Source organism: Nostoc sp. C110 (assembly GCF_043099725.1).
Lineage (GTDB): Bacteria > Cyanobacteriota > Cyanobacteriia > Cyanobacteriales > Nostocaceae > Nostoc > Nostoc muscorum_A.
This window is the reverse complement of record NZ_CP171148.1, coordinates 3,524,332-3,544,486: the sequence shown is the minus strand read 5'-3', so window position 1 is coordinate 3,544,486 and position 20,155 is coordinate 3,524,332. Positions and strand designations below refer to the sequence as shown.

At 41.8% G+C, this 20,155-nt stretch carries 19 protein-coding genes; 10 read left to right on the top strand and 9 right to left on the bottom strand.

Annotation, left to right across the window (positions count from 1 at the left end; genetic code table 11):
* Positions 1 to 3 precede the first annotated feature (3 nt).
* The 3 genes from ACFFRD_RS20705 (at position 4) to ACFFRD_RS20695 (ending at position 4,073) form a co-directional block, all read left to right on the top strand.
* Complete coding sequence (locus ACFFRD_RS20705; RefSeq protein WP_392483003.1) at positions 4 to 1,842, top strand: peptidoglycan D,D-transpeptidase FtsI family protein; 1,839 nt, start codon at positions 4 to 6, stop codon at positions 1,840 to 1,842.
* Positions 1,843 to 2,062: 220 nt separating this feature from the next.
* Positions 2,063 to 3,169: an iron-containing redox enzyme family protein gene (locus ACFFRD_RS20700; protein WP_392483125.1), complete on the top strand. Its 1,107-nt coding sequence runs from the start codon at positions 2,063 to 2,065 to the stop codon at positions 3,167 to 3,169.
* A gap of 208 nt (positions 3,170 to 3,377) precedes the next feature.
* Positions 3,378 to 4,073: an SAM-dependent methyltransferase gene (locus ACFFRD_RS20695; RefSeq protein WP_392483002.1), complete on the top strand. Its 696-nt coding sequence runs from the start codon at positions 3,378 to 3,380 to the stop codon at positions 4,071 to 4,073.
* Positions 4,074 to 4,156: 83 nt separating this feature from the next.
* On the opposite strand, the gene ACFFRD_RS20690 is transcribed toward ACFFRD_RS20695, so the two are convergent.
* From ACFFRD_RS20690 to ACFFRD_RS20680, 3 genes are all read right to left on the bottom strand, one after another.
* A complete protein-coding gene (locus ACFFRD_RS20690; RefSeq protein ID WP_392483001.1) occupies positions 4,157 to 5,155 on the bottom strand; it encodes a glycerophosphodiester phosphodiesterase in 999 nt (332 codons plus the stop codon).
* Positions 5,139 to 6,089, bottom strand: a complete 951-nt coding sequence (locus tag ACFFRD_RS20685) for a hypothetical protein (protein WP_392482999.1) — start codon at positions 6,087 to 6,089, stop codon at positions 5,139 to 5,141. Before ACFFRD_RS20685 ends, ACFFRD_RS20690 begins: the two co-directional genes overlap by 17 nt.
* A 618-nt stretch (positions 6,090 to 6,707) precedes the next feature.
* On the bottom strand, positions 6,708 to 6,854 hold the full coding sequence (locus ACFFRD_RS20680; protein ID WP_392482997.1) for a hypothetical protein: 147 nt from the start codon (positions 6,852 to 6,854) through the stop codon (positions 6,708 to 6,710).
* A 129-nt stretch (positions 6,855 to 6,983) separates the two neighbouring features.
* On the opposite strand from ACFFRD_RS20680, the gene ligA reads away from it, so the two are divergent.
* From ligA to ACFFRD_RS20665, 3 genes are all read left to right on the top strand, one after another.
* Positions 6,984 to 9,020: an NAD-dependent DNA ligase LigA gene (gene ligA, locus ACFFRD_RS20675; protein WP_392482995.1), complete on the top strand. Its 2,037-nt coding sequence runs from the start codon at positions 6,984 to 6,986 to the stop codon at positions 9,018 to 9,020.
* Positions 9,021 to 9,466: 446 nt separating this feature from the next.
* Complete coding sequence (locus ACFFRD_RS20670; protein WP_335042023.1) at positions 9,467 to 10,432, top strand: TauD/TfdA family dioxygenase; 966 nt, start codon at positions 9,467 to 9,469, stop codon at positions 10,430 to 10,432.
* A 412-nt stretch (positions 10,433 to 10,844) separates the two neighbouring features.
* Entirely contained in the window at positions 10,845 to 11,075 is a 231-nt protein-coding gene (locus ACFFRD_RS20665; RefSeq protein WP_012407001.1) for a DUF6737 family protein, read from the top strand.
* A gap of 21 nt (positions 11,076 to 11,096) precedes the next feature.
* Here ACFFRD_RS20665 and ACFFRD_RS20660 read toward each other — a convergent pair whose 3' ends face one another.
* Positions 11,097 to 11,450: a hypothetical protein gene (locus ACFFRD_RS20660; protein WP_392482994.1), complete on the bottom strand. Its 354-nt coding sequence runs from the start codon at positions 11,448 to 11,450 to the stop codon at positions 11,097 to 11,099.
* Positions 11,451 to 12,029: 579 nt separating this feature from the next.
* Here ACFFRD_RS20660 and ACFFRD_RS20655 point away from each other — a divergent pair.
* Positions 12,030 to 13,250, top strand: coding sequence for a diguanylate cyclase domain-containing protein (locus ACFFRD_RS20655; protein ID WP_392482993.1), 1,221 nt, complete (start codon positions 12,030 to 12,032; stop codon positions 13,248 to 13,250).
* A gap of 193 nt (positions 13,251 to 13,443) precedes the next feature.
* Here the strand turns inward: ACFFRD_RS20655 and ACFFRD_RS20650 are convergent, their stop codons facing one another.
* Positions 13,444 to 13,728, bottom strand: coding sequence for a hypothetical protein (locus tag ACFFRD_RS20650; RefSeq protein ID WP_392482992.1), 285 nt, complete (start codon positions 13,726 to 13,728; stop codon positions 13,444 to 13,446).
* Positions 13,729 to 14,016: 288 nt separating this feature from the next.
* On the opposite strand from ACFFRD_RS20650, the gene ACFFRD_RS20645 reads away from it, so the two are divergent.
* Together ACFFRD_RS20645 and ACFFRD_RS20640 are read left to right on the top strand one after the other, a co-directional pair.
* Positions 14,017 to 15,204 carry a glycosyltransferase gene (locus tag ACFFRD_RS20645; RefSeq protein WP_392482991.1) on the top strand — a complete coding sequence of 396 codons (1,188 nt, stop codon included), beginning with the start codon at positions 14,017 to 14,019 and terminating at the stop codon, positions 15,202 to 15,204.
* Positions 15,205 to 15,445: 241 nt separating this feature from the next.
* Complete coding sequence (locus tag ACFFRD_RS20640) at positions 15,446 to 15,904, top strand: DUF3592 domain-containing protein (RefSeq protein ID WP_114080161.1); 459 nt, start codon at positions 15,446 to 15,448, stop codon at positions 15,902 to 15,904.
* 116 nt (positions 15,905 to 16,020) lie between these two features.
* Here ACFFRD_RS20640 and ACFFRD_RS20635 read toward each other — a convergent pair whose 3' ends face one another.
* The gene (locus tag ACFFRD_RS20635) at positions 16,021 to 17,187 is read right to left on the bottom strand and encodes a pyridoxal phosphate-dependent aminotransferase (RefSeq protein WP_163929873.1); all 1,167 of its coding nucleotides are present in this window, start codon (positions 17,185 to 17,187) and stop codon (positions 16,021 to 16,023) included.
* Positions 17,188 to 17,389: 202 nt separating this feature from the next.
* Between ACFFRD_RS20635 and ACFFRD_RS20630 the strand changes: the two genes are divergently transcribed.
* The gene (locus tag ACFFRD_RS20630) at positions 17,390 to 18,058 is read left to right on the top strand and encodes a ribonuclease (RefSeq protein ID WP_392482990.1); all 669 of its coding nucleotides are present in this window, start codon (positions 17,390 to 17,392) and stop codon (positions 18,056 to 18,058) included.
* 83 nt (positions 18,059 to 18,141) lie between these two features.
* On the opposite strand, the gene ACFFRD_RS20625 is transcribed toward ACFFRD_RS20630, so the two are convergent.
* The 3 genes from ACFFRD_RS20625 to ACFFRD_RS20615 all read right to left on the bottom strand — a co-directional run bounded on the left by ACFFRD_RS20625 (position 18,142) and on the right by ACFFRD_RS20615 (position 20,038).
* Positions 18,142 to 19,224 carry a class I fructose-bisphosphate aldolase gene (locus ACFFRD_RS20625; RefSeq protein WP_392482989.1) on the bottom strand — a complete coding sequence of 361 codons (1,083 nt, stop codon included), beginning with the start codon at positions 19,222 to 19,224 and terminating at the stop codon, positions 18,142 to 18,144.
* Positions 19,225 to 19,371: 147 nt separating this feature from the next.
* Positions 19,372 to 19,686 (bottom strand): DUF1622 domain-containing protein, encoded by a 315-nt coding sequence (locus ACFFRD_RS20620; RefSeq protein ID WP_392482988.1) that lies wholly within the window; start codon positions 19,684 to 19,686, stop codon positions 19,372 to 19,374.
* Complete coding sequence (locus ACFFRD_RS20615; RefSeq protein WP_114080156.1) at positions 19,673 to 20,038, bottom strand: DUF1622 domain-containing protein; 366 nt, start codon at positions 20,036 to 20,038, stop codon at positions 19,673 to 19,675. The genes ACFFRD_RS20620 and ACFFRD_RS20615 overlap by 14 nt, the downstream gene beginning before the upstream one ends.
* Positions 20,039 to 20,155: the final 117 nt, after the last annotated feature.

Genomic DNA, 20,155 nt, shown 5'->3' with positions numbered 1-20,155 from the left:
GCAATGCAAAAATTACCAAGCAGAACAAGATTAAGAAAGTCTCGGAATCCAGGATTCAAAAAGCAGCAGAAGGGTTCTAAACGAGGGTTATTGGGGACACTTGCCTCTAATATCCAAAACCAAACATCCAATACCAAGTCCCGACTGTTCGTTGTCTGGGGCGTATTAATGGCAGCAGGATTGGGGTTAGGTATCAAGTTGTATAACTTGCAAATTGTCAAGGGGACAAAATTAACAGAGCAGGCGCGGAACCAGCAAATGGTGGATTTGCGACCTTTTATGCCCCGTCGCCCGGTGGTAGATCGCAATAGTGAACTGTTGGCGATTGACCGTCCTGTGTATACTTTGTACGCTCATCCCAAGCTGTTTGATAAGTCTAATGAAGAGATGGCAGAGCGACTTGCCCCAATATTGGCCAAAGATACTGCTGAATTGGTGAAAACTTTTCAAAGTAAAAAAAGCGGAATTATACTTGCCCCAGCCCTACCGGAAGAAATTATCGATCGCGTGACTTCTTTGCGTTTAAATGGTTTGGAGTTAATTCAAAAATACTCCCGATATTATCCGCCAGACGATTTGGTTGCTGATGTGGTGGGTTATGTGAATGTTGACCGTCGTGGTCAAGCAGGTGTGGAATATTCTCAAGAGAAGTTGTTAGAACGTCCTGTGCAAACGGTGCGGCTCAGTCGCTCTGGTAATGGAGCCGTGATGCCAGATCATGCACCGGAAGGTTTTCTGCATTTTGATGATTTGCGGCTGCAACTCACAATCGATAGCCGTCTGCAACGGATTGCTAGCCTAGCACTCAAACAACAAATGGAGAAGTTTGATGCTAAACGTGGGGCGGTAATTGTAATGGATGCGTTGGATGGTTCCTTACTCGCCCTCGTTTCTCAGCCTACCTATAACCCTAATGAATACGCTAAAGCTAATATCTCGCTGTTCAAAAACTGGACGGTGGCGGATCTTTATGAACCGGGATCGACTTTTAAGCCTTTGAATGTGGCGATCGCTCTGGAAAATAATGTCATCAAACCAGATGATATGTTTAATGACTCCGGTTCTATTCGAGTGGCTAATTACACCATCAAAAATGCCATGAATAATGGTAATGGGCGAATCAGTATCGCTCAAATTTTGCAATATTCCAGCAACATTGGCATGGTGCAAATTATCCAACGCTTAAAGCCTTCAATCTACTACAACTGGCTGGAACGCTTGGGGCTAGGACAAAAAGTTGATACAGATTTGCCTTTTGAAGTTGGCGGTCGGCTCAAAAGTCAAGAAGAATTTATCGCTTCGCCAATTGAACCAGCTACTACTTCCTTTGGGCAAGGTTTTTCGATGACACCGATACAGCTAGTGCAAATGCACGGTGCTTTAGCCAATGGCGGGAAATTGGTTACACCCCATGTAGTTCGCGGGTTGATTGATACCAAAGGGCAGATGCATGATTCACCCACTCGGACTATATCACGCCAAATTTTCTCAGCCGCAACAGCTCAAAAGGTCGTAGAAATGATGGAAACTGTTGTTAATGAAGGCAGTGGTAAGGCGGCACAAATTCCCGGATATCGGATTGCTGGTAAAACTGGTACAGCCCAAAAAGCTAGTCCTAATGGTGGTTACATCAAGGGTGCTAGAATGACAAGCTTCGTGGCTATTTTACCAGTAGAATCTCCTCGCTATGTAGTGTTTGCACTGGTGGATGAGCCAAAAGGAGAAAGTGCTTATGGTTCTACTGTTGCCGCACCAATTGTTAAGTCAGTAATCGAAGCACTCATTCCTCTGGAGGAGATTCCGCCAAGTAAGCCGATTGAGCAACAGCCGAAAGCGCCGTAGGGAGTAGGACAGGGGGCAGAGGGAGCAGGGGGGCAGAGGAGCAGGGGAGTAGGGGAAATAACCAATGCCCAATGCGCCATGCCCAATACCCAATATCCTTCTTTTGAAACTTAATCTTTGTTTATAACCAGGGAAAGAGGTACAGAAAGCTACTGGTGTGGAAACCTAGGTATTAGAGGTGAAACTAATTTCTCACTTTTCCAAAGCTAGCGAAGATTCCATGCAAAGCAATTTAGTTATATTTCCTAATACTGGGACTGCGAAAAAAAGCACCCAAACAGAAGAAAGAACAATTACCAAGTACGACCGTGCCGAGGAGCTATTTATAGAACTGCTAGCAATGGAGGATTTGGATCATAAGTTGGATATCAAACCTGCAATAGCTAGTGAGTTTGAACAGGCGCTCTCAACAGCAATTCGCGCCGCTTATAAAAACGATCGCTCTGATGAACAGGCTCACCGTTTTTTGCAACGGATACTTTATCGAATTAATCGGCTTAAGCTGTTTTGGTACGACGATTTGCAGCACTATACCAATGAGCGATCGCTTTATTTATGCTCATGTCGCGATCAAATTGAGGCTGCTTGGCAAAACTGGGAACTGGCACAGATAGATTTACCAGCGCTGCAACAATTGGATGTCAAACACGCTTTAATTGAGCGTGCATCCGCCGATTTAAATCCGTCTTTGTCGGATAGTAGCCGCTATATTCGTGAGGATATGACTGAAGCTGGCTATCGTCACCTGCTAGCGATCGGTTCTTTTGATGGCTTGGTTGAAGGTAGTCGTCTTTGCTATGTATTGGGTGGTGCTGCTAATGAAGTGCAGTGTACGCTGGTGCGAGTCCTACTAGAAGAATACGGCAATGGTCGTTTATCCCGCAAGCACTCGACATTTTTTGCCCAAATGCTGGCTGAATTTGGGATGAACACTGAACCAGAAGGATACTTTGATTTAGTGCCTTGGGAAGTTCTAGCTTGTGCTAATCATAATTTTTTGACCACCGATCGCAAACGCTATTTCCTACGTTATTGTGGTGCGTTGACATATTTTGAAGTGGCTGGCCCTGCGGCTTATAAAAACTATCTGGCGGCGGCGCAACGATTGGGACTGTCAGAGGCGGCGATGGGTTATTGGGAACTGCACATCAGGGAAGATGAACGCCACGGTCGTTGGATGTTAGATGATGTTGCTTTGTCTTTAGCAGAACAGTATCCCAAAAATGCCTGGGAACTCCTGCTTGGGTATGACCAGGAGAAACTAATGGGCGATCGCGCCGCTAGTGCTGTTGTGCGATCGATACGCGAAGCAAAACAATTCGTCTGACTCGTATGTGAAGATAAATCCCAAAAATTAAAAATAGCAGGTTTTAGCATTTTAATTTGACATTTTTAAGTCATTTTATATCTAATTAACCTGCAAAAAGATTTCTTTAGCAACACCTTGCTAAAGGAACTGTTTCTTATTGCCTTAATACAAGGTAATCAATAATTTCTTTCTTGCTTATTATACATTACCAATTGATTGCAGTCAAATGAAAGATATCTTTTTTTGTCCTGAAGAATCCAATTTCTACTCAAACTGTTTAGAAAGCTTTGTGATCAGAAATTGTAAAAATTCTGAATCTATTGTGGAGTTTGGTTCAGGAGATGGCAGCCCTGTAATTAATTCCTTATTGAGAAATAACTTTAATGGCGTAATCCAGGGATTTGAATTAAATACTTCTGCATTGAAGGTTGCCAATTCAACCATCGATGAATACAATCTCACAAATAAATATATAATCCATAATTCATCTTTGTTTAATTCTTCTCAACCAGATGCCGAGTATCTTGTAGCCAATCCACCCTATCTACCCGCACCAGATGACGATATTTATATACCACTCTTATTTGGGGGCGTAGATGGAGCAACTGTTACCAATGATCTTTTGTCGTTAGATTATGAAAATGTCTTGGTTTTAATATCTAGCTTTTCCAATCCCATAAATACGTTGAACATAGCAAAACAAAATGGTTATTATGTTCAAAATTTTATGGTGGTACCTTTGGAGTTCGGCTACTATAGCTCGGAGCCTAAAGTAAAAAAACACATAGAAGAACTCCGAAAAAATAAAATGGCGTTTTATTCTGGTGATTATTATTTTTTAGCTGGCGTTTTATTTACAAAATCACAGAATCCGGGAATTGATTTATCTAATCAATTAGCTCAAGTGATGACGAGTTTGTGAAAATCAAAAGTTCAGATTCCCAACTTCTTTAAGAAGTTGGGAATCTAATTTTTCATGACTAAAACTTTTACGAAGAACAAAGTTTACAATCGAAGATTTTTCTTCACAGTAGAAGCCGTATCCGGGTAATCGCTAAATACGCCATCAACACCTAAGCTGAAAAATAGTTCATATTCCCCTTGGGGATTTCCTTGAAAATCCAGTGGCAAAAAGTAGTCTTCATTGCGGAAAGTCCAGACATGAACCAGCAAACTAGCCGTGTGAGCGTCAGTTACTAAAGATGTAGGCGATCGCAATTTACCACTACTATCTCTAGGAACCAGTAAATTTTTATGAACCCCAACCGCCTTTGCATATTTAGCAATTTCCCTTAAACCTGATGCAGTGACTAAATCTGCATAAGTGCGTTCATCGCCACTAACGACAAAATCATTAGGCTTACCACTGTTATTCAGCAATTGCACCAGAGGTAAATCAGTCTTTGTAGATAAATCTTGTAAATTACTCACTTCAAAAGACTGAATGAAAACAGGTGCATTAGCTCCCTCATAACCGTTGGCTGTCAAAGTTGCAAGTAGGGGTGGTTCTAAGGCTAACCCAATCGATTTAAAGTAAGTTGGGTGCTTCGTTTCTGGATAAATGCCGATCGCACGATTAACTTCGGCACTTTTACGCTTCACTAAATCAATGATTTCTTGCAGCGTAGGAATTTCAAAGAGTCCATCATAAGCGGTATTTTGTGATCGCAGTTGCCCAATTCGCTCTTTGGCTCGTAGTGTTTTCACTTCTGCCAAGGTAAAATCTTCAGTAAACCAGCCAGTTTTTGATTCGCCATCAATTATTTTGGTGGTTCGTCGGTGAGCAAATTCTGTATGGCTAGCAACATCAGTAGTTTCAGAAATCTCATTTTCATGACGAGCAATTAAAACGCCGTCTTTGGTGGAAACTAAATCAGGTTCAATATAATCAGCACCCAATGCAATCGCTAATTCATAAGCAGCTAAAGTATGTTCTGGACGATAGCCGCTAGCGCCTCGGTGTGCAATGATAATTGGAGATGTTGTACTAATAGCCACTGACATCAACTAATCGATATCCTTCACCAACCAGTTTGTCAAAAGTAGCTTGATACTGTGCTGAAGTCAATCCATGTCGCGCCTGCCAAGCTGAACCACCAGACTTTTCCCAAATAGCGGCGTATCGGTTTTGGCCGTTGACATCATAACCACTTACGTCAACTAATCGATATCCTTCACCAACTAGTTTGTCAAAAGTAGCTTGATACTGGGCTGAAGTCAATCCATGTCGCGCTTCCCAAGCGGGACCACCAGATTTCACCCAAATTGCGGCGTATCGGTCTTGTCCGTTGACACCATAACCACTAACATCAACTAACCGATATCCCTCACCAACCAATTTGTCAAAAGTAGCTTGATACTGAGCTGAGGTCAATCCATGTCGCGCTTGCCAAGCAGGGCCGTCAGACTTCTCCCAAATAGCGGCATATCGGTCTTGTCCGTTCACAGCATAACCACTAACGTGAACTAATCGATATCCTTCACCAACTAGTTTGTCAAAAGTAGCTTGATACTGGGCTGAGGTTAATCCATGTCGTGATTGCCAAGCAGGGCCGCCAGATTTGACCCAAATAGCAGCGTATCGGCTTTGTCCGTTGACCTCATAACCACTGACATCAACTAACCGATATCCTTCGCCAACCAGTTTGTCAAACGTAGCTTGATACTGGGCCGAGGTCAATCCATGCCGCGCTTCCCAAGCCCCACTACCAGACTTGACCCAAATAGCGGCGTATCGGTCTTGTCCGTTAGCGATCGCTTGTCTTCTGACATCGGGTATTCTCTGTAATTGGGCAACATTTTGAGCAATTACCTTTGTGTTTGTCTCACTATTGCTGACACTATTAGCAAAGTTAATGGGAGCGGCAAAAGCAGAACTGACTAAAGTTGCAAGTAACGCTGCACTAGAGGCAGTAAATGTTAAAGAACGTATGAACATATTAGTAAAATAAAAATGTAAATTTGTGGGCTGCACTGACTAAATAGGTTTGCATTTATTTTTTATGCAATACCCAGGTAGCGATGCTGATAATTGTGGATACCCAAGATTTATAGATGATTCCTGAATTCAGAATACCGAACTTTTATTTGTATATCTTTGGCATAACTTTACTATGTAGTTTTAGCTTACTTTCTGCCGATGATAGCTAATTAAAGGCGCAATCCTCTCTATTTTGTGATTTGCACTTTCTTACACTTTAAATAAAAAGTGTTTTAACTCGCTGAGAAGAATATGAACTTAAATAAGCTTACTACAAAATAAATTTATATTGACTTTAAAAACATCTTATTGTCTAGTCCATAAGAATGGATTCTATGGTTATTGATCCATATTTATGAGATGAGAACGATCAAGATCGCATCACTCTCAATACGGTTCGAATAAGGTTTTTTGATGAAAGTTATAGATCGCAAAGACGCGATAAATCACCGTATTTACAATAATCAGTCCTTTGTAGAGACGGCGATTTATCGCGTCTCTTCCCTCAACCGAACCGTATTCAATACTTTTCGGTTAAGGGGGAAAGGGTTTGAATTTCCCTTTCCCCATTGCCCTTTAACCTTTCCCCATACCAAAAGAGAGATTATCGAGTTTAATCGAAAAGTATTGGAACCGTATTGGCATCACTAGTAATGAAAGTTGCCGAAAGATATCCGGTACTTCCTTGCCCTTGTTGTAGCGATCGCCTACCAAGACATCCAATTTGGGTAGAATATAATATGAAAGATTTATTTATGAAAGCCTTGATTTCACAGGTTAGTCGCGGCTATCCAAACAATAGGCTTCATTATCTTTAAAATTTTATTCGCTAAATATTTTGTAATTATTCTAATGACACAGATTAAGCCGGAAGTAAAGCGCACAGAAGAATTGCGCCAGTTATTGCAACAAGCCAGCTATGCTTATTACGTCCTAGATACTCCAATTATGGAGGATGCAGTCTATGACCAGCTATATCGAGAATTACAACAACTGGAAATTCAATATCCAGAGTTGACAGCACCCGATAGCCCGACTCAGCGCGTGGGTGAGAGACCAGCAACGCAGTTTACTTCGGTGCGGCATAATATCCCCCTGTACAGTCTGGAAAATGCGTTTAATATTGATGAGTTGCAAGGGTGGGATCAGCGTTGGCGGCGACAAGTACCGAAAATAGATTCGGTGGAATATGTCACTGAATTGAAAATTGATGGTTCTGCTTTGGCTCTTACCTACCAAAATGGCATTCTAGTTAGGGGGACAACTAGGGGTGATGGCGTGACAGGTGAAGATATCACCCAAAATGTGCGGACAATTCGCTCAATTCCCTTGCGTTTAAATTTTGAAGGGTTAGAAATTCTAGAAAGGGTGGAAGTGCGAGGCGAGGCGTTTTTGCCTTTGGAAGTATTTAAACAAATCAATGAGGAAAGGCAAAAAGCAGGGGAGCAATTATTCGCCAATCCCCGGAATGCCGCAGCAGGTACACTCAGACAATTAGACTCGCGCATTGTCGCTAAACGGCGGTTAGCTTTCTTTGGCTATACTCTGCACATTCCTGGTAGAGATGACACCAGTATTGCCAATACCCAATGGGAAGCGTTGGAGTTGTTAGAAAAGATGGGTTTTCAAGTGAACCCAAACCATAAATTGTGTGCCTCGATCGCAGAAGTCGCAAAATATTATGAATATTGGGATACGGAACGCCTGAATTTACCCTATATGACTGATGGGGTGGTAGTAAAGCTAAATTCTTTTAAACTTCAGGAACAGCTAGGGTTTACCCAGAAATTTCCTCGCTGGGCGATCGCGTTAAAGTACCCCGCCGAAGAAGCACCCACCCGTGTGGAAAATATTGCTGTAAATGTCGGACGAACTGGGGCGTTAACGCCGTTAGCAGAAATGCGCCCTGTACAACTGGCGGGGACAACAGTTTCCCGCGCGACTTTACACAATAGCGATCGCATTGCTCAATTAGATATCCGCATTGGGGATACTGTTATTGTCCGCAAAGCTGGAGAAATCATTCCAGAAGTCGTGAGGGTACTCAAAGAACTCCGTCCTGCTGATACTGAACCCTTTGTTATGCCCACCCATTGCCCTGTCTGCGATCAAGCAGTGGTGCGAGAATCAGGTGAGGCGGTGATTCGGTGCGTCAATGCTTCCTGTGCAGCGATTCTCAAAGGTTCTATTGAACATTGGGTAAGTCGTGATGCCTTGGATATTAAAGGTTTAGGCGAAAAGCTAGTACATCAACTCGTTGATAAAGTTTTAGTGCATTCCGTTGCCGATTTATATGAGTTGACAGCAGAGAAGTTATGTGCATTAGAAAGGATGGGGCAAAAGTCAGCAGAGAAATTGATTGATGCGATCGCTCAATCAAAAAATCAACCTTGGTCAAGGGTATTGTATGGTTTGGGCATCCGTCATGTTGGGAGTGTTAATGCCCAATTGTTAACTCAAAAATATTTCACCGTAGAACAGTTAGCGACAGCAAAGCAATCAGATATTGAAGGAATTTATGGTATCGGTGCTGAAATTGCCCAATCTGTGTACCAGTGGTTTCGGATTGATGCCAACCAAAGATTGATAGAACGCTTGCAAGCAGAAGAATTGCAATTAACTGCCCCAGAAGAAACAAAAACACTTGGTGATGGTAATCAAAAGTTTGCAGGTAAAACTTTTGTAATTACAGGAACATTACCAACCCTAAAGCGAGATGAGGCAAAGGCTTTGATTCAAAAAGCTGGTGGAAAAGTGACTGATTCAGTGAGTAAAAAGACAGATTATTTGGTGGTAGGAGAAGATGCAGGTTCTAAATTAGAAAAGGCGCTCTCTTTGGGAATTACACAGTTAACCGAAGCGCAGTTATTGGAGATACTTAACGAATAATTCGTAATTATAAAAAATGGGTTAGAGTATAAAGGCTTCTACAGCTTAAACTTTCTTAAGCTTCAGAAATCTTTATAATTTGCATCCCCCCAAAAATAAATCTCTTGTGGGGTGAACATCTTGTCCGCCCTAGTTGTGCCAATTAAATGCACGACATAATTACGTTTAGATCAAGGCTTTATCCTCCCTAAGCCCCCTTAAAAAAGAGGGAAATTAAAGCAAGGCTAAGTTGCCCAAAGTCATCTGTAGCAAGCCCACAGGGTGCAGATGGTTAGGCAGTTTAAAATTCGATATTTTTATACTACTGCAAATCGATAGATTTAACGTATAATATTTTTCAAATGCGATCGCTTCCTTTGGGATGTAGCCATAAAGTGCAAACAACATACCAAAGGAAACGGACGAGTGTGAACATCGCCCTATGAATCAAACTATGGAGAATTCAGATGACTAACAAACACATTGAAGTCAAACAGGTAGCTGGTTTCATTGGTGCTGAAATCAGTGGCGTAGACCTTTCACGTCCTTTGCACGATGATGCAGTTAAAGAAATTCGTCAAGCGCTATTGAAGTGGAAAGTCGTGTTCTTTCGCGGTCAGAACATCGATCATGCTGCACAGGTTGCATTCACGGCTCGTTTCGGCGAAGTGACCTACGCACATCCCCACGAAGATGAGCCGATAGAAGGTTTCTCAGAAATCTTGCCAATTGACCGCAGCCGCTACGAACGGCGCAATGGTCTACGGCGTTCCAGCTACGAGAGTCGCTGGCATACCGATGTGACAGCAGTTGTCAACCCACCTGCGGCATCTATTTTGCGTGCAGTTAACGTTCCTAGTTTTGGTGGTGACACACAGTGGACTAATTTGGTCGCAGCCTACGAAGGTCTATCAGCACCCCTACGGGCGCTAGCAGATGGATTGAAAGCTGAACATCGCTTCAATGCGCGTTTGAATCTGCCCAGCAATAGCAAGATTGCCCAGCGCATTGCTGCCAATCCACTGGTTTCAATCCACCCAGTAGTACGCGTTCATCCTGAAACAGGCGAACGAGCATTGTACGTAAATCCTGGTTTCACCTCACACATTCTTGACGTGTCACGACAAGAAAGCGACCTGCTGCTTGAGTTGTTCTTCAACCAAATCACCAAGCCTGCCTACACCACTCGCTTCCGATGGAACAACGGTGACATTGCCTTCTGGGACAACCGTGCCACCTCGCATTTAGCCCCACAGGATCTAGATCATCTGGAAGTTGAGCGCGTCCTCTATCGCACTACCATCACGGGTGATGTTCCAGTTGGGCCCGATGGTTTCCGATCGCAAGTGGTTGAAGGTGAAGCGTTCAGCAGCGAATTACCAACCATCTTGAAGAACAGAGCCGATAAGCTAGAAGCAGCAGTGCTTTCCTAAGTAGTTAAAAGCTTATATACAAGGCTTTACCCACCTACGCGGGTTCATAACCTGGATTTCTCACTTGTGAGAAATCCAAGGGGTGTGGGAGGTGTGGGAGGTGTGGGAAGATGGGGGAGAAGTCTTACCCCTCACACTCCCCACACTCCCCACACTCCTCTTCTCCCTCTGCCTAAACTATGCGTGAGAAATCCAGGATAACAAGGGGCACAAATCCCCTTGTTAATTTTTTCTGAGTCTACAGAGGTGGACGATAACCAAAATTGATCTGGATTGTACTGTTATATTTCTGAAGAATATTACCAAAACCTTGATAATATTGATAGCGATTGCGTTCAACTCTGGAACCCTAGTGGATCGTTTACCCTAAAAATGGTCAAAGGTAAATTTGGAGTTTTATTAAAAAAAACAAATGTCCGAAGAAAAGCCTATAAGTCCTTGGAACTACAAACCTTGGTGGTGTCAGCCCTGGTCTATAGTTCTCACAGGTGTAACAATCATTAGTGGTAGCTGGTTACTATTTAAAACTATCTGGCTAACCATTCTCGTCTCTATCCCTATAGTGATGTGGATGGGATTTTTTGTGTTGTTTTGGCCACAACTAATGATTCGCAGTGGGATTTTAGAATCGTATAAAGACTAATTCTAGAGAAAATTCTAGGTTTCATAATTCTTGCTTTTGCGTAACAATCCACATCAAATCTAACCACAATTGAGGATAAGCCTTCTTAATCTGTGATTTGGGGTCGTGCAACAGATTTGTCGCATTCAAGCAAACAACTTCAACTAGACCAAGAGATTCTGCCACTTCTATCAGTAAATTTTTTTCTGCGACTACAGCAGCAATCAGTCTGTCAGGACAGTAAATTTTAATATGTTTGGTATGAGCGGTATATGCTCCTTTTAAGCTAGAATTTAGCACTTTTATATAGCAGTGGCGTAGTAATTCCCATGCTGTTGGGTGAGATTGCTGCATAATAAAGGTAAATTGCTGGGCTAAGTCTTCTTCGGTAATCATTACTTTCTCCATTATTATTGTGCTAAAAACTGTAACTTCATATCTGCACAGTAAAGATGACGCAGCATTGCTAATGTTGTGTGCATTTTTAGCTGAGTAAAATTAGCAATTTTAGTTTGGGTAAAATTTATCCATCTGGCAGAATTTGTTGATAAGTTTTCTACGGCTTATGTTACTTTCCTATCAAGGATCAAAGCTGAAACCGATTACTAAAACCGTATCAATCGCTGCTTTATACCAAACTAATTGCTATAAAGCCAATGAAGCAGGACAGTCATCTACGCAGAGATCATCTGGACTGGGCTGCAAAATTAAGCGATCGCACATTTTTATTTTTGCCGTCAGTCTGCTTAGTTGTCTGACGCTCCCTTTGGCAAACAACAATCTAACTCTCGGAATTTATCTGCATCCAAACAAACTATCAGTATCAAAAATATCCCGTTTTGATAGGAACTCTGGCAGTATGATAAGTTTTGATAATTTTTAGTTGACAATGATAATTTTCAACATGGCTTTGGGTAGAAGACCTTATAAGCATATAGATGCTCAGAGGATTTGCACGGTGAGAGTTAGGGTAATATGAACAACAGAGCAAACCAAAGGCATGAAGAACATCATGCAATACAATATTTCTGTATATTCAATCGAATGTTGATTTTCGTTGCAGAGATATTTATATCACGCAGCCTGGTTGCTGGAGAGTTAGCCCTGCGGTTGTTGCAAAAATTCCAGCATATCAGACTTTCCTCGCTAAGGCGAGGACACTCATCTGTGAAAACACCAGTTGCTCCTCTATATAAAAATGAAGCAGAAAGGCTCAAAGCATTAACAGACTACAATATTCTGGACACTCTACCTGAACAAGCATTTGATGACCTAACTGCTATTGCTGCCTACGTTTGTAAGACTCCAATTGCTTTAATTAGCTTAGTGGATACTGATCGCCAATGGTTTAAATCTAACATTGGACTAAAAGTTAGAGAAACGCCCAGAGAGTCGGCTTTTTGCTCCCATGCTATTCTGCACCCAGAGAATATATTAGTAATTCCCAACGCTATCAAGGACGCTCGCTTTGCGAACAATCCTCTAGTCAAAAGTAATTCTAAAATTCGTTTTTACGCTGGTGTGCCACTAGTTACGCCTAATGGTTTTCCAATAGGGACGTTGTGTGTGATGGACACCGTTCCTCGTCAGCTAAGTTACCAGCAGTTGGATGCACTGCGCCGCTTAACTCGGCAAGCGATCGCTCAGATGGAACTCATTCAGGAAATTCGCAACCGTAAACAATCAGAGATAGAAGGAAGGCAGTTATCGCTGACCGACGATCTAACAGGTTTGCATAACCGACGTGGCTTCTTCGTGATGGCTGAACAAGAGTTGAAAATTGCTCACCGCATGAGATTGTTGTGCTGGGTGATTTTCATTGATTTAGATGGGCTAAAACAGATTAACGACACCCTTGGTCATGATATGGGGGATGCCTTGATTGTTGATGCTGGTCAATTACTCAAGCAAAGTTTTCGGAACTCGGATATTGTTGCTCGCTTGGGTGGAGATGAATTCATTGTTTTCATCTCCAGCTACTTTAAAGATGCTGATAGCATCCAAGCGTATCTGCAAGTAAATATTGCCAACTTTAATCAAGAGCAAAACCGTAGCTATGAACTTTCGATGAGTATGGGAATAGAGCGTTACTCACCAGGAAGTAATATGTCATTAGAACAACTAATTGCCAGGTCTGACGAATTAATGTACGCTCATAAGCGTCTCAAGCGGCAATCTCTTCATCGACAAGAATAGGGGTGTTCTTTTATAACTTTTATTTCATTAGAGAAAAATACGCTGATTTCAAATTGGTGAAAATCTTAATAAAATAACCTGTGTATCGCTGTTTATATATCAAAGTGCGATCGCATAAATTGAACGGAACTTTCCTGTTATACCTGCCCCTTCAGTAGTTGATTAGTATTTTTTCGCTCCTCGTGAATTCATCTCAGAACTCCGTTAACGAGTCTTTTATACTCGTGAATCCATTTGTCAAGGCTTGAATACCAATAATTCCCACTGCATAGATATCGCTGCTCAATTGTAGAGTGCGATTAGCTTGTTCACTTGGCATATAACCATGAGTACCAATGGCTACGGTAAAAGTTGTTTGTCCTTGAGAATTAGGCATCTGAGTACTAATTTGTTTGACAGCCCCAAAGTCAATTAGTACTATCTTGTTATCTGATGCTCTCCGTCGAATATTAGCCGGCTTGATATCCCGGTGAATCACATTGTGCTGATGGACAAGTAGGGGCGCAAGGTCTTTGACCCTGCATTAAATTCACCCTTTCTCCCGGATTGAATCACTCACTGATTTTGTTAATCTTGATTTTTGCACAAAATCTAAGTAGGGAATGGGTAATGGAGAAGATGAGGGGAAACAGGGGACAAGGTGATTTGAGTGAGAATCTTGCAACAAGTCTTTCCCATTGTTCCCTTCTCCTCTTGGCAATTCCCAATTCCAAATTCCCCATTCCCAATTCCCAATTCCCAATTTTTAATTCCCAATTTTTAACTTATGAGTTTGAGTCTGTGCATGATTGTGAAAAACGAAGCTGCAACACTGCCTAAATGCCTGAACAGTGTCAGAAAACTGGTGGATGAAATGGTAGTTTTGGATACAGGCTCAATCGATCGCACTCCCAATATTGCCCAACAACTCGGTGCAAAAGTTCATCATTTTAAATGGTGTAATGACTTCAGTGCTGCCCGTAATGCAGCTTTAAAATATGTCACTGGTGACTGGATTTTGGTCTTAGATGCTGATGAAACTTTGACTCCAGCAATTGTACCGCAGTTGCGAGAGGCGATCGCCAGAGATGAATACCTGCTCATCAACCTTGTTCGCCAGGAAGTAGGTGCTGAACAATCTCCCTATTCTTTGGTTTCTAGGCTGTTCCGCAATCATCCAGATATTCGTTTTGACCGTCCTTACCATGCCTTAGTGGATGATAGCGTGTCAGCAATTGTAAATAAAGAACCTCATTGGCAAATAGGTTATTTACCTGGGGTCGCACTTGTACACACAGGATATCAAAAAAGTGCGATCGCTCAAAATAACAAATATGCCAAAGCAGCTACGGCGATGGAAGGGTTTCTTGCTACTCATCCCGATGACCCTTATGTTTGCAGTAAATTAGGGGCATTGTATGTAGAAACGGGGAAAATTACCCAAGGTATGGAATTGCTCAGACATGGAATCAGCGTTGCTGAAGAAAATTACGATATTTTATATGAACTCCACTATCATTTAGGCATTGCTTACAGTCGCTTGCAAAAATCCCCACAGGCGATTTCTCACTATAAAGCTGCTATCAAATTGCCAATTTATCCCATGCTCAAATTAGGAGCATACAACAACTTGGGTAACTTACTCAAAGCAGCAGGAGATTTCAACGGTGCCAAAACAGCTTACGCCACAACTTTAAAAATTGATCCTAATTTTGTTTTTGGGCATTATAATTTGGCGATGACATTTAAGGCTTTGGGTTTATTTACAGATGCGATCGTATATTATCAACATGCAATCACCTTAAATCCCAACTATGCCGAAGCGTATCAAAATTTAGGGGTAGTGTTGCTCAAAGTTGGCAATCATCAAGATAGCTTAACAGCTTTTAGAAAAGCGATTGCCCTTCATGAAAGATATAATCCCGAAGAGGCGAAGAGACTACGCCAGGGGTTGCAAGAGATGGGGTTGATGTAGAGGTGAGGGGGCAGGGAGTATGGGGAAAATCGCCGAGAAAAAGCTGTTCTAAAATTAGTGTCAACATTATTTGTAACAGATGACTTCACTTCACCTCTGTTATCAAATTTTATTGTCACTGTGGCGTGATAACCTTAAGATTTGCCTCCCCTACTTCTCCCCGATTGTTATCTAATCTAGAAAATATCAACCTAAAATTTCCAATCTAAACTTTTAGCTATAATAAACCTTGCAATATTTTATGAATGAAGATACAAAGTTCTTTCGTATATTTGGTTCAATATTCGGCGGTGTTGGCAGCATAATTGCCGTTACGGGCATTATGATTGCATTGAATACTCGTTCCTTTGTTACCTCAGCAATACCAGCACAAGGGACAATAATTGATTTGGTGCAACGTTCATCAACTGATAAAAAAGGTCGTTCTTCTTATGCCTACTATCCAGTAATAAAATTTACTGCTCGTTCTGGGGAAACAACGGTTTTTGAATCAAATTCAGGCAGCAATCCACCAGAATTTGCTAAAGGTCAGCAGGTAGAAATATTATACAGTCCTGAAAAGCCAAATTCTGCCATGATAAAATCTTGGCTAAGTTTATGGTTTTTACCTGTTATGTTAACTGGTTTAGGATCAATTTTTGCCTTGGTTGGAGGAGTTGTACTCATCAAGTCCTTTCCGCGTTTGATAAGTTCTAAGTAAAAGTATTTTGGGAACTAATTTGAGGCTTGAAAAGAAACTCCACCAGTTCTGAGTTGAAAAGGTGGAGTAACAAATTGAAGAGTTAATAAGTTCTCCTCACAAATGACAAATGACAACTAAATACGTGACTTGACAAATTTCTCTAACCTATCCATTCCCTTTTCAATGGTTGCCATATCTGTGGCGTAGGAAAGGCGAATGTTGTCATCAGCGCCAAAAGCAATTCCAGGAATGACTGCAACTTGATGTTTTTCCAACAAAGCGTCACAAAATTCTAGGGATTTTAGACCGGTTTTGCTGATATCAGGGAACAGATAAAACGCGCCATCTGGTTTTGCAGTACTCAATCCGGGAATGGCGTTGAGTCTGTCTAGCATTACCTGTCGGCGTTTGGCGAAGGCTTGGCGCATTTCTTCGACACAATCTTGAGAACTTTGTAGCGCTGCGATCGCACCATATTGAGCAAAGGTACACACGTTAGATGTACTATGCCCTTGGATGGTACTGGCTGCTTTAATAATTTCCACTGGCCCCGCTAAATAGCCGAGTCTCCAACCAGTCATAGAATAAGCTTTCGCAAACCCATTACTAATTAAAGTCCGGTCAAAAATTTCCTTCCCAAGAGAACCGATGCTGATATGTTCTGCACCGTCGTAGAGAATCTTTTCGTAAATCTCATCAGAGACGACAAAGATATCTGCATCAACTACTACCTGCGCCAGTGCTTTGATTTCGTCTGGCGTGTAAACCATCCCTGTGGGATTAGATGGAGAGTTGAGGATAAATAACTTTGTCTTGGGGGTGATTGCTTTACGGAGTTGTTCGGGAGTAATTTTATAACCCGTCGTGGCATCTGTGGGCACAATTACCGAAACTCCACCGACTAAAGTCACCATTTCGGGATAACTTAGCCAGTAGGGTGCAGGGATAATTACCTCATCACCTGGATCGATTAGCGCCACCATCAAGTTGTACAGAGAATGCTTACCGCCATTGGTGACGATGACATTCTCCGACTTGTAATCAAGACCGTTATCATTTTTGAGCTTATGGGCGATCGCTTCCCTTAACTTTGGTTCTCCGGCTGCTGCACCATATTTGGTTTTGCCTTCATCCAAAGCTTTAACTGCTGCGGCTTTAATATGCGCTGGGGTATCAAAATCTGGTTCTCCAGCGCTAAAACTACAAACATCTATTCCTTCTGCCTTCAGTGCCTTAGCCTTGGCTGCGATCGCTAAGGTCAATGAAGGTGTTACCTGACTTACTCTTGCTGCCAGCTTCATTCTTACTATTTTTTGGCAAATCTTTCACTTATCTAAGGATATCCCAGAATCATTACCGAGATTTGCTTTTTCTGAATTCGTTAGGCAATGGGGAATGGGAAATTAGGCTTTGGGCATTGGGAAAGAATTTCTAAACCTTGATTATTGACTCTTAAGAATGTATCGTATATAACTTTGTTTTTAGTGCAAACTAACTATTTTTATGCAGATTCAGAAACTTTTAATTGCATCTTCTCTGCTAATTACTGGTATTTTTATACCTAATGCTGCCATTGCTCAAAATCGCGGTACTCCAGGGAAATTTGATTTTTATGTACTGACACTCTCCTGGTCGCCGGATTATTGTGCAAAAAATGGTACCCGTGACCCGCAGCAGTGCGGTTCTGGAAGGAAACTTGGTTTTGTATTACATGGTTTGTGGCCACAGTACCAAACTGGTTATCCTGCTAATTGTTCCACGCAAAAACTACCGTCGGAAGTAAAGCAACGGTTTCCCAATTTGTATCCTAGTAATAAACTTTACGAGCATGAATGGGAAAAACATGGTACTTGTTCAGGGAAAACTCCTGCGGAATACTTGACATTGAGTAAAAAGTTAAAAGATGCGATCGCTATTCCCGCAGCTTATAATCGCCCTAATAAACCTTTGCGTACCACAATTACAAATTTTAAAAATTCATTTGTGAGTGCGAATAATCGAATTACTGCTGATGGTGTAGCACCTTTCTGTTCTGGTTCAGGAAGATTTTTGCAAGAAGTCTTCTTTTGTTATTCCAAAAACGGTGAACCTGGTATTTGTAGCGCCGAGATTTTGAAGCGATCGCGAAAAAGTTGTGGTCAACCAGATTTCTTAGTGAGAAATGTTAGATAGCAATGGGGGATTAGGTGACAGGTGACAGGTGACAGTGAATAATCTGTAACCTGTAACCTGTACCCTATTCCCTTTCCTAATCCCTAAGCGATCGTCACATCTGGCGATAAGTAAACATCTTGAATGGTATGAAATAACTTCACACCTTCTTCAAAGGGACGTTGGAAAGTCTTTCGCCCAGAAATTAATCCCGAACCACCAGCGCGTTTGTTGATTACGGCGGTGCGAATTGCTTCGGCGAAGTCGTTTTTACCAGTCGCGCCACCAGAATTAATCAACCCCACACGCCCAGAGTAACAATTTAGTACTTGGTAACGAGTTAAATCAATTGGGTGATCGGTTGTCAATTCTGTATAAACGCGCTCATCTGTTTTGCCGTAACTCTTACCACTGGCTTTGGCAACTGCACCATAACCATTGTTATTTTCGGGTAACTTTTGTTTGATGATGTCAGCTTCAATCGTCACACCTAAATGATTTGCCTGTCCGGTGAGGTCAGCAGCAAGGTGGTAATCTTTATCTTGTTTAAAGGCGTTATTCCGCAGATAGCACCAGAGAATAGTCGCCATTCCTAATTCATGAGCGCGTTTAAAAGCTTTGCTGATTTCCTGAATCTGTCTGGTAGAATTCTCTGAACCAAAGTAGATTGTCGCACCTACTGCCGCCGCCCCTAAATTCCAAGCTTGTTCTACATCCGCAAACAATACCTGGTCAAATTGATTGGGGAAAGTCAGCAATTCGTTGTGATTGATTTTGGCAATAAAAGGAATTTTGTGGGCATACTTGCGCGAAACTATACCTAATGTCCCCAAAGTGGTGGCAACAGCATTGCAATTTGCGGCGATCGCTAATTTGACAATATTTTCTGGGTCAAAGTAAATTGGATTGGGCGCAAAAGACGCACCAGCAGAATGTTCAATCCCTTGGTCTACAGGTAAAATTGAGAGATAACCTGTGTTTGCCAGACGACCAGTAGAATAAAGTAGCTGGAGATTACGCAATACTTGAGGATTGCGATCGCTGTTGATCCAGATCCGATCTACAAAGTCTGGCCCTGGCAAGTGTAGTAAATCCTGAGAAACCTTTGCTTTGTAGGTAAGCAGGTCTTCAGCCTCTTTACCTAGCAATGACTCGATAGAACTAGACTCTTTGAGCGTTGTAGTCATAGTTTTTTCCTCAAAAATTGAGCAAATGACCTTTGCCTTTAAGATAGCATTTTTAATATTGCTAACCTGGTTATGCAGGCATTAACTATATGTAAAATCTTTCTGATATGGCAGTCTTAAATTATTAGTAAAAACTTTTTTAACTCATTAAACGCGAGATTTTATTGTCATAATTTGTATTTTCTCCCACACAAATAACTTCTTAAGAAAGATGCGGATTGATAGGATTAAGCTAAAGATTAGAATTTGCCTCCAAGTTCGCAGATTAATTGTCTTTAGCAGAGTTGCTGCAACCATAAAGTTTAAACTTGTTACCACCCCTTCTGCTACTATAAGTCTTGCCTGATAGACATTACATCTGAAAATTAGAGAAAGGATGGCAGCGAAGACATAAGCTGCGATCGCTAAAGAACCTAAAAACTGGATAATTACTGCCCATACTGAGAAATTAAAAAGATTCATCCTTGATATCGTTCTTTTTATTCTTTGCTTGCTCAATTTCTTTTGCCAAAAAGAAATTCAGAATTGTTCGTAGCGCAATGATGGCAGCTAGTTTACCAATTTCGTCCCAAGTTGGAGCGATCGTACTACGTAAAATGTCAGCAGCCAATGCGAACTCAAGGGAAAGAGCCAGCCACATCCCCAGCGATAGCCGAATTTCCTCTTTAGCCTCATTTAACTTTCTACGGCGGCTGAAGAAAAAAACCAGGACCTTGGCTACGGCTTCCAAGACGGCTATACCAATGATAATGCCAGTAAAGATATCAACTGCTGTAGCAAGTACAGTCGTCAAATTCGTGACGAAAGCTTCCATATAGTTTATTTCATAGGTTCAAGCAGGCAAACGCCCACGCGCAAAGCATTGGCGATACTTGTCAGTGCAAAGTTAACTGATCCCTACCATCTACTAGCTGCTCAATCATGCTATCTT

Coding starts and splice junctions, on each gene's coding strand:
- ACFFRD_RS20705 (WP_392483003.1), top strand. CDS start 4: ATGCAAAAATTACCAAGCAGAACAAGATTAAGAAAGTCTCGGAATCCA.
- ACFFRD_RS20655 (WP_392482993.1), top strand. CDS start 12,030: ATGAACAACAGAGCAAACCAAAGGCATGAAGAACATCATGCAATACAA.
- ACFFRD_RS20625 (WP_392482989.1), bottom strand. CDS start 19,224: ATGACTACAACGCTCAAAGAGTCTAGTTCTATCGAGTCATTGCTAGGT.
- ACFFRD_RS20635 (WP_163929873.1), bottom strand. CDS start 17,187: ATGAAGCTGGCAGCAAGAGTAAGTCAGGTAACACCTTCATTGACCTTA.
- ACFFRD_RS20695 (WP_392483002.1), top strand. CDS start 3,378: ATGAAAGATATCTTTTTTTGTCCTGAAGAATCCAATTTCTACTCAAAC.
- ACFFRD_RS20660 (WP_392482994.1), bottom strand. CDS start 11,450: ATGATTACCGAAGAAGACTTAGCCCAGCAATTTACCTTTATTATGCAG.
- ACFFRD_RS20700 (WP_392483125.1), top strand. CDS start 2,063: ATGCAAAGCAATTTAGTTATATTTCCTAATACTGGGACTGCGAAAAAA.
- ACFFRD_RS20665 (WP_012407001.1), top strand. CDS start 10,845: ATGTCCGAAGAAAAGCCTATAAGTCCTTGGAACTACAAACCTTGGTGG.
- ligA (WP_392482995.1), top strand. CDS start 6,984: ATGACACAGATTAAGCCGGAAGTAAAGCGCACAGAAGAATTGCGCCAG.
- ACFFRD_RS20685 (WP_392482999.1), bottom strand. CDS start 6,089: ATGTTCATACGTTCTTTAACATTTACTGCCTCTAGTGCAGCGTTACTT.
- ACFFRD_RS20620 (WP_392482988.1), bottom strand. CDS start 19,686: ATGAATCTTTTTAATTTCTCAGTATGGGCAGTAATTATCCAGTTTTTA.
- ACFFRD_RS20630 (WP_392482990.1), top strand. CDS start 17,390: ATGCAGATTCAGAAACTTTTAATTGCATCTTCTCTGCTAATTACTGGT.
- ACFFRD_RS20645 (WP_392482991.1), top strand. CDS start 14,017: ATGAGTTTGAGTCTGTGCATGATTGTGAAAAACGAAGCTGCAACACTG.
- ACFFRD_RS20690 (WP_392483001.1), bottom strand. CDS start 5,155: ATGTCAGTGGCTATTAGTACAACATCTCCAATTATCATTGCACACCGA.
- ACFFRD_RS20670 (WP_335042023.1), top strand. CDS start 9,467: ATGACTAACAAACACATTGAAGTCAAACAGGTAGCTGGTTTCATTGGT.
- ACFFRD_RS20615 (WP_114080156.1), bottom strand. CDS start 20,038: ATGGAAGCTTTCGTCACGAATTTGACGACTGTACTTGCTACAGCAGTT.
- ACFFRD_RS20640 (WP_114080161.1), top strand. CDS start 15,446: ATGAATGAAGATACAAAGTTCTTTCGTATATTTGGTTCAATATTCGGC.